Below are 13771 nucleotides of genomic sequence, written 5' to 3' on the forward strand. Positions count from 1 at the left end.
CCGTCGACAGCGGGTCCGGGCGGGAGAACGTCCGGGCCCGGAGCGCTGGGAGGAAACACATCCGTGGCGAGTGATACGCAGGGACGCGGGAAGGCCGAGGCGGAGCCCGCGAAGAAGAGTCGCAGGGACCCCGAGGGACGCATGTCCCTCGGCGAGCACCTCGTCGAGCTGCGCAACCGGTTGCTGATCAGTGCGATCGCCGTCCTGGTGCTCGCCATCGTCGGGTGGTTCCTGTTCCCCTGGGTCTTCGAGGCGCTCAAACGCCCGTTCACCTTGGCTGCGGAGCAGGGCCTGCAGGCTGATCTCAACTTCCAGGGGGTCGGCACCGGGCTGAACGTCCGGTTGCAGATGTCGGCGTACGTGGGCCTTCTGCTCTCCTCGCCCATGATCATGCTGCAGACCTGGCTGTTCGTCATGCCCGGCCTGCACCGGAACGAGCGCAAGTACGCGATCGGCTTCTTCGGCACCGCGATCCCGCTCTTCTTCCTCGGCTGCGTGGCCGGCTACTGGGCCGTGAACCAGCTGGTGCCGGTGCTGCTGAGCTTCACTCCGCAGGCCGATCAGGTCGAGCAGCTCATCCGCTATGACGAGTACCTCTCGCTGCTGGTGAAGACCATGCTCGCCTTCGGGATCGCCTTCGTGGTGCCGGTGGTGATGGTGCTGCTGAACTTCATGGGCCTGGTGCGCGGGCGCTCGATGCTCAAGGCCTGGCGCTGGATCATCTTCCTCAGCTTCGCCTTCACCGCCGTGATGGTGCCCACACCGGAGCCGTTCACCCTGATCGCGATGTCCGCCGCGATCGCGAGCCTCTTCTTCGGCGCGATCGTGATCTCCCTGCTCCACGACCGCCGGGTCGACAAGGCGGCCGGGGACGAGGACCTCGACGACGACAGCCCGAGCCGCATCGACGACGAGGTCGAGGCGATCGACGGGCCCTCGAGCATCGACGAGCCCGACGAGGACCGACGGTGACCAGGCTCCGGGTCGGGCTGCTCGCGAACCCGACGGCGGCCCAGGGCACCGCGCACCGGGTCGGGCGTCAGGTGGCGCATCTGCTGCGCCTGGCCGGCATCTCGGTGGTCGACCTGTCCGGTCCCTCCGCCCACGTGGCGAGGGCCCGCGCGGAGGAGCTGCGCGACTCGCTCACCGCTCTCGTCGTCGTCGGCGGAGACGGCACCGTCTCCCTCGGTGCCGAGATCGTGGCAGGAACCCCCGTCCGGCTCGGGATCGTGCCCGCCGGCAGCGGCAACGACTTCGCCCGCGCCCTCGGCCTCGCGGTCGACGACCCGGAGAGCTCCACCCGGGCCCTGCTGCACGCCCTCTCCCGTCCCGTGGTGACGATCGACGCCATCGAACTGATCGCGGCCGGCGACAACGCGCTCCCGCACCGCTCGCTCGCCCTCGGCAACGTGAACCTCGGCTTCGACGCCCTGGTCAACGCGCGGGCCAACAGCGGCCGAGCCGGTCACGGCACCCGCTACACGGCGGCGGTGCTGCGCGAGCTGCCGGCCTTCTCGCCCCTGCCGTTCTGGCTCGAGATCGACGGCGGGGAGCGGATCGAGGTCGACGCGACGATCCTGAGCCTGTGCAGCACCGGAGTCTACGGAGGCGGCATGACGATGGTGCCCGGGGCGCGCATCGACGACGGCGTGCTCGATCTCGCGACCGTCTCCGGCATCGGCCGGGCCCAGCTGCTGCGGCTGTTTCCCCGCGTGTTCAAGGGGACCCACACCACCTTGGACGCCGTCGACATCCGGCCGGTGCGCGAGGTGACCGTGGGCCTGCGTCATGGGCGCACCCTGCGCGTCTACGCGGACGGCGAGCCGCGCTCCCTGCTGCCGGTGACGGCGCGGGTGCTTCCCGGGGCCGTTCGCCTGCTCGCCGAGCTGCCCGCCCCGGTCGAGGGCTCGGGCGGCGGCGGACCGGGCGACAGCGAACCGGGTGACAGCGAAGGAGCGCAGTGACCTCCCCCGCAGAGCGCTACGCCCGCTGGAGAGCCGAGCAGCAGCAGGAGCAGGACGATGTCGCCTCCGCGCTGACGGCCTTCACCTCCCGCTACCCCTTCGAGCTCGACGACTTCCAGCTCGCCGCCGCGCGACGGCTCGAGGACGGCAGCTCCGTGCTGGTGGCGGCCCCCACCGGTGCCGGCAAGACGGTGGTCGGTGAGTTCGCGGTCCACCTGGCCCTCGCCCGCGGCCACAAGGTCTTCTACACCGCCCCCATCAAGGCCCTGTCGAACCAGAAGTTCGGGGAGCTCGTGGACTGGCTGGGCGCGGAGCGCGTGGGCCTGCTCACCGGCGACACGTCGATCCGACCCGACGCGGAGGTGGTCGTGATGACCACCGAGGTGCTGCGGAACATGCTCTACGCGGACTCCGACCTCCTGCACGGGCTCGGCTTCGTGGTGATGGACGAGGTGCACTACCTCGCCGACCGACTGCGCGGACCCGTCTGGGAGGAGGTCATCATCCACCTCGATTCGTCGGTGCAGCTGGTCTCCCTCTCCGCGACCGTCTCCAACGCCGAGGAGTTCGGCGCCTGGCTGCAGGAGGTGCGGGGGAGCACCGAGATCATCGTCTCCGAGACCCGACCCGTCCCGCTGTGGCAGCACGTGGTGGTCGGGGACGAGCTGCTGGACCTCTTCGTCGACGCCGACGGGGAGGCGGTGGTCTCCCACGGGCCCGGTGCGCGCACGGACCGACGGGTGAACCCCGAGATCGAGCGGATCACCTCCTTCTCCCTGCCGGTCGACGAGCGCTCCGGCGGCTCGCGCGGCAAGGGCTACCGAGGCCGGCGGGGGACCAGCGGCCGGCATCGTCCCCGCGGCTCCGGCCAGCACCGTCCGCCGCACCAGCGCAGGGGCCGGGGCCCGGCCGAGCGCGGGGAGTCCCGCGGAGGGGCCGGCGGGCACGGGAGCGGTCCCGGAGGTCGGCACTCCGACACGGGCAGGGGCGGCGCACCGTTCCGCCCGCCTCGCCGTCCCGAGGTCGTCGAGCTCCTCGACGACGCCGCCCTGCTGCCCGCGATCGTGTTCATCTTCTCCCGGGCCGGCTGCGAGGGCGCGGTGCAGCAGTGCGCCCGCTCGCGGCTTCGACTCACGGACGACGCGGAGAGGCGCGAGATCCGATCCGTGCTCGAGGAGCAGCTCGCCGACATCGGCGTCGAGGACGAGGAGGTTCTGGGGCTGGACGCCTTCCGGCGCGCCGCCCTGGACGGCTTCGCCGCGCATCATGCCGGAATGCTCCCGCTGCTGAAGTCCGTGGTCGAGGTGCTCTTCGCCCGGGGACTGATCAAGGTCGTCTTCGCCACCGAGACCCTTGCGCTCGGCATCAACATGCCCGCGCGATCGGTGGTGCTCGAGAAGCTGGTCAAGTTCAACGGCGTCGAGCACGCGGACCTGACCCCCGGGGAGTTCACCCAGCTGACGGGCCGGGCCGGTCGCCGCGGCATCGACACCGAGGGGCACGCCGTGGTGGTGGGCGGGCCCCGCTTCGACGCTCCGGCCGTCGCCTCCCTCGCCTCCAAGCGCACCTATCCGCTGCGCTCGGCCTTCCGCCCCACCCCGAACATGGCCGTGAACCTGCTGGACCGCTTCGACCTCGCCCGCGCCCGGGAGACCCTCGAGACCAGCTTCGCCCAGTTCCAGGCGGATCGCTCCGTGGTGGGTCTCGCCCGGCGCGCCCGGGAGCTCGAGGAGACGGTCGCCTCCTACCGGGAGGCGGTCACCTGCGAGCGCGGTGACCTGGTGGAGTACGCGACGATCCAGGAGGCGATCTCCGAGCGCGAGAAGTCCCTCTCGCGGGCGCGCTCGGCCGCGGACCGCGACCGCACCCGCAGCGTGCTCGGCGATCTCCGCCGCGGCGACGTCATCGCCCTGCCCGGCGGCAAGCGGCGCGGCTACGCGGTGGTGCTGGAGGTGGACCGAGCGGTGCTCGGCGGTCCCCAGGTGGATCTGCTGGACACCGAGGGGCGCCGTCGCAGCCTCCGCCCCGGGGACGTGCCGTCGCCCCCTGCGGTCATCGACAGCCTGCGCCTGCCGCGCCAGGAGACGCTGGGCAGCGGCAAGGTGCGCAAGGACACCGCCGCCGCGCTGCGCCAACGACTGGCGGGCCAGGACGACGACGCCCGGCGGGAGGTGCGCCGGCGCGCCGGGCGCGCTCCCTCGACGGCCGCCTCCGACGAGCAGCTGCTCACCCTGCGCGAGCAGCTGGCCGCCCATCCCTGCGCCGACTGCCCGGACCTCGACTCCCATCTGCGCTGGGTGGGGCGCTGGCGGAAGTCCCGCGGCGATCTCGAGGGGGTGCACCGTCGGATCAGCGGCCGCACCAGCTCGCTGGCCCGCCAGTTCGACCGCCTCACCGCCCTGCTCGTCGAGCTCGGCTATCTCGAGCGCGTCGCGGGCGGTGCCGCCGGCGGTGCCACCGCCCCGGGAGGGCCCGAGGATCCCGTGCACGAGGACGAGCTCGTCCCCACCGCGAGCGGGCTGCGCCTGCGGCGCCTGTTCAGCGACCGCGACCTGCTGATCGCCCAGTGCCTCGAGCGCGGCGCCTGGTCCGGTCTCGACGCGGCCGGCCTGGCCGCCGTGGTCTCCGCCGCGGTCCACGAGACCCGCCGCGACGACCGGGCGCCGGAGCTGATCCCCGATCCCGCCGTCGATGCGGCGCTCGAGGCGTCCACCCGGATCGCCGCCTCGCTGCAGTCGGCGGAGACCCGGCACGGGATCACGCCCACGACCGCCCCGGATCCGGCGATCGCCGCGATCGTGCACCGCTGGGCCCGGGGGGCGCATCTGGCCGCGGCGCTGGAGGGCAACGACCTGCCCCCGGGGGACTTCGTGCGCCACTGTCGCCAGGTGATCGACCTGCTCGACCAGCTGACCGCGGACGAGGAGCTCGGCGAGGTCGCCCGGGCCGCGATCCGGGCGGTGCGCCGGGGCCTGGTGGCCCAGGAGATCGATCGATGAGCTTTCTCCCAGGCGGACGCGAGAAGCTGTCGGGTGTGAGCGAGAACGACGCCTGGCAGAACGCCGCACCGACCCCCGTCGCCCCGCCGATGCTCTACACGGGCATCGTGCTGTACAGCGCCGGGGACCCCGAGGCGTCCGCGATGCTGGTCGCCGACGGGCTGATCGCGTGGACGGGTCGGGAGGACACCGCCCGCATGCTCCACGGCGACGTCCAGCAGGTCGACGCCACCGGCTGCCTGATCACCCCCGGCTTCGTCGACGCCGCCGCGACGGCGGACGGCACCGGACCAGCGCCGCAGCAGGAGGCCGAGGCCGCCGCCCGCGGCATCGTGCTCCGTCTGCCCGGTCCCACCGGAGAGCGGGAGGGCGTGCGCGTCATCGCGCCGGTCTCCGAGAGCGCCGACTACCTGGACCTGCTCGCCGCGGGCACCCCGCTCGCCTTCGGTTCGGCGGGAGCGCCCGAGGCGGCCGACCCCTGGGACTGGGTGCGCGCCGCCGCCCGCAGCAGCCCGGCCGCGCAGCGCATCAGCGACCGCGCCGCCTTCCTCGCCGCCACGCGCGGCGGCCAGCGCGTCGCCGGTCACCGCCATCCCGGCACCCTGCAGACGGGCCTGCCCGCGACCTTCGTGGTCTGGGAGCCGTGGGACCTCACGGTGCAGTCCCATGCCGAGCGGGTGGACAGCTGGTCAACCGATCCGCGCTCGCGCACGCCGCTGCTGCCCGACCTGGACCAGGGCACGCCCCGCGCGCTGCGCACCGTCGTCGCCGGCCGTCTCCTCCACGACGACCTCGGGCAGGACGGAGCATGACGGCGACCGCTCGGACGGCGGCCGCTCGGGCGCGCGCCCGTCGGCCGCGCGACGAGTTCGACCCCACCCCCTGGCCGCTCGCCCTGCTGTGCGGCGTCGCGGGCGGGTTCTGCGCGCTCCTCGCCTTCCCTCCCTACGACCTGTGGATGCTGCTGCCGGTCGCGATCGCGCTGCTCGGCGCCGGGCTGCTGGTCCGTTCCGTGGTGCTCGCGATGCTCGTCTCGCTGCTGTGGGGGCTGGCGCTGTTCGTGCCGCTGACGCACTGGGCGAGCACCTACGCCGGTGCCATGCCCTGGATCGCGCTGGGCATCTTCGAGGCCCTGTACATGGTGCTCTTCGGGCTCCTGGCCCGCACCGTGATCGTGCGCCGCGGGCTGTGCATCTCGACCGCGATCGTGGTCTCCGCGCTGTGGGTGGGGGTCGAGTCCCTGCGCGGCACCGCTCCCTGGGGCGGCCTCCCGTGGGGGTCCAGCGGCTTCGCGCTCGCGGAGTCCCCGCTGCTGAACCTCGGGCCCTGGATCGGCATGGCCGGCCTCTCCTTCGCGGTCGCTCTGCTGGGTCATCTGCTGCTGTTCGGCGCTCTCGCCGTGCTGGGCCGTCGTCACCGCGGGATGAGGGGGTTCTCGGGCATCTGGCCCTTCGCGATCGCGGTCGGCGCGGTGCTGGCGACCGTCGTGGTGCCGCATCCGATGAACCGCGCGCCGGTGGACCGGCCGGCGATGACGGTCGCCGCGGTGCAGGGCTCGATGGACGGGATCGACCCGGTGTCCTTCACGATGCCCGAGGACGTCTTCGACAACCACCTCGCCGTCACCCGCGACACGCTCGCGCGAACGGCGGAGAACGGCACGGAGCTGGATCTCGTGGTCTGGCCCGAGGACTCCACGGGCTGGGACCCGCGCCAGGACCCGCAGCTGGGCGGCGCGCTCACGTCCCTCGCCGAGGAGGCCGGCGCCCCGATCCTGATCGGCACGCAGGTGCGGGTGGGGGAGACCGAGCGGCTGAACCAGTCGGTGCTGTTCACGCCCGAGGGGACCACGCCCTACGACTACTCCAAGCGCCACCCGGTGCCCTTCGGCGAGTACATCCCGCTGCGCGACGTGTTCCGGACGGTCACCGACAAGGTGGACCTGGTCTCCCTCGACATGCTCCCCGGCGAGGAGGTCGGCGTCATGGACCTCGACGCGCTCGGGCAGGGCGAGGGCGAGGTCGGCATCCTGATCTGCTTCGAGATCGCCTACGACTCCCTGGTCCACGACGTGGTCGACGACGGTGCGGAGATGATCGTCGTGCAGTCGAACAACGCCCTGTTCGGCGACTCCGACGAGGCGATCCAGCAGCTCGCCCAGGCGAAGGTGATGGCGGTCGTCTCCGGTCGCAGCGTCGTGCACATCTCCACCGTGGGCCATTCCGCGATCTTCAGCCCCGAGGGGCGGCGACTGGACTTCGTGGACCACTGGGAGCAGGGCGTGCTCCTCGCGGACGTCCCGCTGCGCACCGGGATCACCCCCGCGGTCGCCGCCGGTCCCTGGATCGCGATCGGTCTCAGCGCCGTGGGCCTGCTCGGGGTGCTGGCGGCGCTCGGCACCGATCGTCGCGCCCTCGCCCGCGCCACCGCGCGCCGCCGAGGGGAGTGAGGATGCACCCCTCCACCGCTCCGCTGCCGCCGACCCTCGTGGTGATCCCCACCTATGACGAGCGCGAGGCGCTGCCCGGGACCCTGGCACGCCTGCGGGCCGCCGTGCCCGCTGCGCACGTGCTCGTCGTCGACGACTCCTCCCCGGACGGCACGGGGCAGTGGGCCGAGTCCGTCGCAGCCCGGGACCCCGCGGTGCACGTCCTGCACCGCGCCGGGAAGCAGGGGCTCGGCCCGGCCTATCTCGCCGGCTTCGCCTGGGGTCTCGAGCGCGGGTACGAGCAGCTCGTGGAGATGGACGCCGACGCCTCCCACCGCCCCGAGCAGCTGCCGGGGCTGCTGGAGGCGGTGCGCCGCGGGGCCGACCTCGCGATCGGGTCCCGCTGGGTGCCCGGCGGCGCGGTGCACGACTGGCCCGTGCACCGCCTGCTGCTCTCCCGCGGGGCGAACCTCTACGTGCGCGTGCTGCTGGGTCTCGGGGTGTCCGATGCGACCGCGGGCTTCCGCGTGTTCCGGACCGAGCTGCTCGCCCGTCTCGCCGCGGAGGAGGTCGCCTCGCAGGGCTACTGCTTCCAGATCGACATGACCCGGCGCGCGCGTGATCTCGGCGCCGTGATCGTGGAGGTGCCCATCGACTTCGACGAGCGCACGGAGGGCGCGAGCAAGATGAGCTCGGGCATCGTGCGGGAGGCGCTGGTCAAGGTGACTCTCTGGGGGCTCGCACGTCGCGCCCAGGGCCTTCGCAAGGCCCTGCGCTAGGCTGATCGGGTTCGACGCCGCAGCGCCCGTCGCCGCAGGAAGGGGGCCCGCCGTGGCCGCACAGCAGCACACCCGCCGGGGTGACTCCGCACGTCCCGCGCCCGAGGAGCACGCGGGGTCGCGCCGCACCTCCCGCTGGGGATCGGTCCTGCCCGTCGCGATCGTGGTGCTGGGCCTTGTCGAGCTGACGATCCTGGTGCTCATCGGCATCAACTCGAGCCTGTGGTGGTCGGTGCTGATCATCGCGATCGGCTGGGTCATCGGTGTCGCACTGGTGGTCGCCGCCGGTCAGCAGTCCTTCGTGCGCCTGCGCTCGCTGGTGCGGGCCGTCCGCGGCCGGGGGGACGTGCAGGACCATCTCTCGCGCCCCGCCTTCACGCTGATCTCGGCCCTGTTCTTCTTCTTCCCCGGGATCCTCACCGATATCCTCGGGATCGTCCTGCTGCTGACCCCCGTCCAGCGCCGCTCCGTGAAGGCCATGGGGCTCGGCAGCGGCTCCGAGGGGGCGCGCACGGTGCTCTACCGCCGCGCGGGCACGGGCGTGATCGACGGGGAGATCATCCTCGAGAACCGACCGCGCGAGCGCGGGGCGGAGCGCGACGGGCAGGGCGGGACCCCGCCCACCATCGCCCAGGACCCCGTCGAGGACTGAGCACCCCGGACGCGCCGGCCCCGCCGACGGACGAGCCCCTGTCCCCGCTGTGCAGCGGGGGCAGGGGCTCGTCGAGCGAGGGCGTCAGGAACGCCGGGCCGCGAACTCAGAGGTTGCGGCGCTGGTGCAGCTTCCCGGCGCGCAGCAGTTCGAGGCGCTGGTCCAGGAGGACCTGCAGGTCCTCCTCGCTGCGGCGCTCGAGCAGCATGTCCCAGTGGGTGCGCACGGGCTTGCCCGGCTTCTCCTCGGGCCGCTCGTGGTCGCGGAGCACCGCGGAGGCGCCGCAACGGCACTCCCACACGGCGGGGACGTCGGCCTCGACCGAGAAGGGGAGGACGATGTGATGGCCGTTGGGGCAGTCGTAGATGGCCTCCTGGCGCGGTGCGGCGAGGACGCCCTCATCGGTCTCCATGGAGAGGGAGCCCAGTCGGGTGCCTCGCAGGCTGCGGCTGTTCATGCGGTTCTCGCTTCCTGCCGGGGATGGCGGTCGGGCGACGCTGCGCCCGGTGTGGTCTGCGTGGTCTGCGGTGCGGTGACATCCCGGTCGATGTCGACGTCCGTGCGGGTCAACGCCCGCGGGGCCGGTTCTGTTCCCGGGCCCCGCGCGGCACTCCTGGCTCAGGCGCCGTCGAGCAGCTCGGAGAGCAGGTCGACACGATTGGTGATGATACCATCCACGCCCTTGACCAGCAGATCCTGCATGGTCAGGGGATCGTCGACGGTCCACACGTGCACCTCGCAGCCCGCCCGGTGGGCGGCGGCGACGGTGGCCTCGGTGACGACCTGCACGCCCTTGTAGGTCTCGGGGACCTGGAGCGCGCCGTAGGGGGCGAGGATACGGGCGGTGACCGCAGCGGGCGCCTCCACCGCACGGGCGGCGAGGAATCCCCCGATGGCGCCGCGCGAGGGGCTGCGCACCGCCCTCACGCCGGTCGCGGCGTGGAGCGTGGCGATCGTGCGGCGCACCACCGCCCCGTCGAAGCCCGCCACGCAGATGCGGTCCGCGCTGCGGGTGCGCGCGATCGCGGCGACCGTGGGGCCGATGGCCGAGCTCGCCTTGACGTCGACGTTGACGGGGACGTCGCGGAAGGTTCCGAGCACGTCCTCGAGCATCGCCAGCGGCTCCTCGCCGGAGAGCCGCACGGCCCCGGCCTCGCGCGCGCTGAGCTCGTCGACGCGGCGAGGGTCCCCGGCGATGCGCTGCAGGTCCTCGTCATGGACGGTCAGGGCGAGGCCGTCGCGGGTGGCTCGGACATCGGTCTCGAGCATGTCGGCGCCGGCACGCAGCGCGTCCTCGAAGGCGCGCAGAGTGTTCTCCGCCCCGTCGAGGGCCAGCCCGCGGTGGGCGATGCGGCGCGGCCGCGGCCCCGGCAGGAAGCGCGAGGCGCGTCCTGTGCTGCGGTCAGGGGTTCTGCTGGTCGATGAGGGCATCCTCTTCCTCCTCGTCCTGGCCCCGGCGCCGGGCATGCATGGCGCGGCGGGGGCGGTGGTCGGTGTGGGGTCGGGCCCGGGGCGCACCGCGTCCGGGCCGTGCGTCGTCGTGCTCTGCGGGGTTCTCGGCCCTCGCGGGGAGCGCTCCCTGGCCATCGGCCGCCGACTCGCCGTCCTCCCGCTCCGCCGCCTCGTCGGCCGCGAGGTCCTGGAACTGTCGCCGGAGGCGGAAGATCAGCGCGGCGGGGAAGAACAGCGCGAAGATCCACCATTGGAAGGCATAGGAGAGATGGGGACCGAGCGAGGTGTCAGGGGAGGGCAGCGGGGTGGGCCGCTCGGCGGCAGGGTCCTCCTCGACGAGCTCCCCGTAGGCCTGGGCCACGAGTCGTGGGTCCTCGAGCTCCATCAGCCCGGCGGACTGGCCGGGGTTGACCGAGTGGGTCTGCCCGGGCGGGGGCGCACGGTCCAGGACCGGCTCGGCGGGGCGCAGGCGCACCGTGAGGGTGAGCTCCCCCTCGGGCACCGGAGCGGGATCGACCGGAGCGGCGGCTTCACCGTCCGAGGGCACCCAGCCGCGCACCACCAGCAGCGTGGTGCCGTCCTCGGTGGTGAAGGGCACCAGCTGCCAGAAGCCCACCTCGCCGGAGATCTGACGGTTGCGCACGTGGAGCAGGCACTGCACTTCGGTGCAGTAGCTGCCCTCCAGGCTCACCGGGGTCCAGTCGTCGGCGCCGTCCAAGGGGGCATCGATGTCCGGCAGGACCTGGTCGAGGTCGACGGGAGCGGCGTCGTAGTTGGTGCGCACGGTCGCCGCCTCGTCGCGTCGGGTCTCGTAGCGGCCGTACTGCCAGACGCCCAGCGCGACGCAGAGGGCGGCGAGGACGATCACCACGACCAGACCGAGCAGGGTGTCGCGGCTGAGCAGGAGACTGCGACGGGAGGAGCCGGTGCTCATTCCCGGACCGGTGCGTCAGCACCCACTCCGAGGTCGGTCGCGAGACCGTGCACGCTGCCTGCGCCCTCTCCGAGCATGCCCGGCAGGTCCTCGATCGCGAAGTCGACGAGCAGCACGAACATCACGGCGGTGAGTGCGGCGAGGACGAAACCGAGCGCGGTGACCGTGATGGTCACGCCCAGACGGAGTCGGGGACGGTCCGTGCGGGGCTTCGCGGGCGGGAAGCCGTAGTCCTCGTCCTGGAGATGGTTCTCGGTCCACATCCCGGGGTTCAGGACCGCGACGGGATACTGCGAGACCCGTTCCCGCGGACGGGCGCCGCTGGCGGGGACGTCCTCGGAGTCCTGCAGCGGTGCCGCGACGCGGCCGTCGGGCCGGTCCTTCGGCCAGAGCCTCCAGCCCGCCGGCACCGGTCCCCAGGCGGGGTGCGGCCGGAAGTCCGACGGCGGGGTCCATCCGTCGTGCGGAGGTTCCGGCCAGTTCGGCGGCGGGTTGAAGCGCTGGCGTCGGGTCACGCAGGAACGTCCCAGGTGTAGTCGTCGGTGTAGGTCGTGAAGTTGAGCTTGTTGTCCGAGGCCCGCTTCACGTCGAAGAGGATCTTGATCGTGTACTCGTCCCCCTCGGAGAAGTCCATCGGGCCGCCCGTGCCGGAGCCCTTGAGGCTGTAGCTCGTGGCGGCCGGGCCGACGGCGCCGCCGTAGGGCGTGATCACGTCGAACTGGGCCGGATTCAGGCCCATCTCACCCTCGGTGACGGTGAGCTTGGCGGTGAGCACGAGGTACTCGTCCCCGTACTGAGGCTCCTCGACGTCGCCGCCCCAGGAGCTCTCGAGATCGGAGGCCGCGGCGTAGGTCATCTCCACGGCCATCGTGCCCGTGCCGTCCATGCCCAGGATGTCGATCGCGTCCTCCTCGGCGGCGGGATCGATGGTGGGCAGGTCGGTCGGGGTGGGGACGCCCTCGTCGGTCTCCTCCTCGGTGGCCTCCTCCTCGGTGGCTTCCTCCTCGGTGGCCTCTTCCTCGGTGGTCTCCTCGTCGTCGGTGGTCTGCTCCTCGCTCGTGGAGCTCCCGCCGCCTCCGCCGGCCTGCTCGTCGCCGCCGCGTGTGAACAGGACGAGCGCGCCGACGGCGATCAGGAGGAGCGCGAGCAGCAGCACCAGCAGGCAGCCCACCCACCAGAAGCGTTGGATGAACCCCTTCTTCGGCGGCTCGCCGCCGGTCGAGGCGGTCCAGCCGGAACCGGAGTCGACCCCGGCCGGGGAGCCCTGGCCGTAGCCCTGTGCCGGCGATGCCTGGCCGTAGCCCTGTGCCGGCGAGCCCTGGCCGTACCCCTGGGCGGGGGATGCCTGGCCGTATCCCTGGGCGGGGGATGCCTGGCCGTACCCCTGGGCCGGCGATGCCTGGCCGTAGCCCTGTGCCGGGGAACCCTGGCCGTAGCCCTGCTCGGCGGAGCCCTGGTCGTAGGCGGGGGCCGAGGGGGACCCGCCGTCGCCCTGCTCCGCGGGAGGCTGCCCGTCGCCCTGAGCCGCAACCGTCCCGGCGGCCGCACCGCCTGCGGCGCCGGCACCCGCCGCAGCCGCGACGCCGCCGGCGTGTCCGGCATCCTGTGCACCGGGGTCCTGTGCGCTGGGATCCTGCGCTCCGGAGTGCTGTGGGGCGCCCTGCGCGCCGTCCGCTGCCCCATAGCCCGAGTCGAAGCCGTCGGACGAGGACGGGACGGCGGTCTCGTACGGTGCCTGCTGTGCGAGCCCGGCCTCGAGATCGGGCCCCTCGTACTCGGCGGTCTCCCGAGCGCCGGGAGTCCCGGTCTCCTCGGCGGCCTGTGCGTCCCCGGCGGCCTGGGGGGCATACGGGGCGTGCGCATCGTCGGCGACGGCATCACGCTGATCGGAGTCGGCGACGTGGGTGGCGTCCTCGTCGACATCCCCGGGCGCGGCGGGCTGCTCGCCCGCGGCGGGCTCGGCCTGCGAGGGCGCGGCGGCGTGCCGACCGTGGGATCCGGCGACGACCGGCGTCTGCGCCTCGGCCGACGAGTCCTCGAGACCGCCGGCGCTCTCGGGGCCGGTGGTGGGCTCAGCACCGGGTGCGCCCTCGGTCGCGCCCTGCCCGCCCGCGGCGTAGGGGTTCAGCGTCCCGTACTGGCCGGTCGACGCACCGGCGGCCGGCGGCGCAGCAGCGGGCTCCGCGCCCTCGGTGCCGGGTGCGACCGGCTCGGGAGCATCCGCCTCGGGAGCATCCGCCTCGGCAGCGTCCACCCCGGGAGCTTCCGCCTGCTGCTCCAGCGCAGCGGAGCGGTCCTGGTCGTCGGTCGGGACGACCGGGGCGAGGTCCTGCTCGCCGCTCGCCGCGGCGTCAGCGCCCTGCTGGTCCGTCGAGGCCACTCGCGTCGCGTCGTCGTCGGCCGCGGGAGCGGCAGGAGCCTGGTCGTCAGCGAGCCAGAAGTTCCATCCCTCCGGGGCCGGCCCCCACGAGGGATCGGGCTGCCAGCCGGGCGGCGGTGTCCAGTCGGCATCCTCGATCGGCCAGTTCGGCGGAGGGTTGAAGCGATATGCCATCGGGTTGCA

The 13771-nt window shown here is 73.3% G+C and carries 12 protein-coding genes; 7 read left to right on the forward strand and 5 right to left on the reverse strand.

Annotated features, from left to right (window positions below):
* The first annotated feature begins 63 nt into the window (after positions 1 to 63).
* The 7 genes from tatC to ACT3SP_RS03035 are packed head-to-tail and all read left to right on the forward strand — an operon-like array spanning position 64 to position 8822.
* Positions 64 to 972, forward strand: a complete 909-nt coding sequence (tatC, locus tag ACT3SP_RS03005) for a twin-arginine translocase subunit TatC (RefSeq protein WP_444585750.1) — start codon at positions 64 to 66, stop codon at positions 970 to 972.
* A complete protein-coding gene (locus tag ACT3SP_RS03010) occupies positions 969 to 1964 on the forward strand; it encodes a diacylglycerol/lipid kinase family protein (RefSeq protein ID WP_444585751.1) in 996 nt (331 codons plus the stop codon). The genes tatC and ACT3SP_RS03010 overlap by 4 nt, the downstream gene beginning before the upstream one ends.
* The gene (locus ACT3SP_RS03015; protein WP_444585752.1) at positions 1961 to 4963 is read left to right on the forward strand and encodes a DEAD/DEAH box helicase; all 3003 of its coding nucleotides are present in this window, start codon (positions 1961 to 1963) and stop codon (positions 4961 to 4963) included. Before ACT3SP_RS03010 ends, ACT3SP_RS03015 begins: the two co-directional genes overlap by 4 nt.
* Complete coding sequence (locus ACT3SP_RS03020; RefSeq protein ID WP_444585753.1) at positions 4960 to 5775, forward strand: hypothetical protein; 816 nt, start codon at positions 4960 to 4962, stop codon at positions 5773 to 5775. Before ACT3SP_RS03015 ends, ACT3SP_RS03020 begins: the two co-directional genes overlap by 4 nt.
* Complete coding sequence (gene lnt, locus ACT3SP_RS03025; protein WP_444585754.1) at positions 5772 to 7412, forward strand: apolipoprotein N-acyltransferase; 1641 nt, start codon at positions 5772 to 5774, stop codon at positions 7410 to 7412. The genes ACT3SP_RS03020 and lnt overlap by 4 nt, the downstream gene beginning before the upstream one ends.
* Before the next feature lie 2 nt (positions 7413 to 7414).
* Entirely contained in the window at positions 7415 to 8170 is a 756-nt protein-coding gene (locus ACT3SP_RS03030; protein WP_444585755.1) for a polyprenol monophosphomannose synthase, read from the forward strand.
* Positions 8171 to 8222: 52 nt separating this feature from the next.
* Positions 8223 to 8822 carry an FxsA family protein gene (locus ACT3SP_RS03035; protein WP_444585756.1) on the forward strand — a complete coding sequence of 200 codons (600 nt, stop codon included), beginning with the start codon at positions 8223 to 8225 and terminating at the stop codon, positions 8820 to 8822.
* Between the two features lie 106 nt (positions 8823 to 8928).
* Here the strand turns inward: ACT3SP_RS03035 and ACT3SP_RS03040 are convergent, their stop codons facing one another.
* From ACT3SP_RS03040 to ACT3SP_RS03060, 5 genes are all read right to left on the reverse strand, one after another.
* Positions 8929 to 9279, reverse strand: a complete 351-nt coding sequence (locus tag ACT3SP_RS03040; RefSeq protein ID WP_444585757.1) for an RNA polymerase-binding protein RbpA — start codon at positions 9277 to 9279, stop codon at positions 8929 to 8931.
* 161 nt (positions 9280 to 9440) lie between these two features.
* A complete protein-coding gene (locus ACT3SP_RS03045) occupies positions 9441 to 10253 on the reverse strand; it encodes a glycerophosphodiester phosphodiesterase family protein (protein WP_444585758.1) in 813 nt (270 codons plus the stop codon).
* On the reverse strand, positions 10225 to 11208 hold the full coding sequence (locus ACT3SP_RS03050) for an SURF1 family cytochrome oxidase biogenesis protein (RefSeq protein WP_444585759.1): 984 nt from the start codon (positions 11206 to 11208) through the stop codon (positions 10225 to 10227). Before ACT3SP_RS03050 ends, ACT3SP_RS03045 begins: the two co-directional genes overlap by 29 nt.
* Entirely contained in the window at positions 11205 to 11723 is a 519-nt protein-coding gene (locus ACT3SP_RS03055; protein WP_444585760.1) for a hypothetical protein, read from the reverse strand. Before ACT3SP_RS03055 ends, ACT3SP_RS03050 begins: the two co-directional genes overlap by 4 nt.
* Entirely contained in the window at positions 11720 to 13762 is a 2043-nt protein-coding gene (locus ACT3SP_RS03060) for a hypothetical protein (RefSeq protein ID WP_444585761.1), read from the reverse strand. Before ACT3SP_RS03060 ends, ACT3SP_RS03055 begins: the two co-directional genes overlap by 4 nt.
* Positions 13763 to 13771: the final 9 nt, after the last annotated feature.

Origin of the sequence: Brachybacterium sp. AOP43-C2-M15 (genome assembly GCF_052446295.1) — a bacterium.
Classification (GTDB): Bacteria; Actinomycetota; Actinomycetes; order Actinomycetales; family Dermabacteraceae; genus Brachybacterium.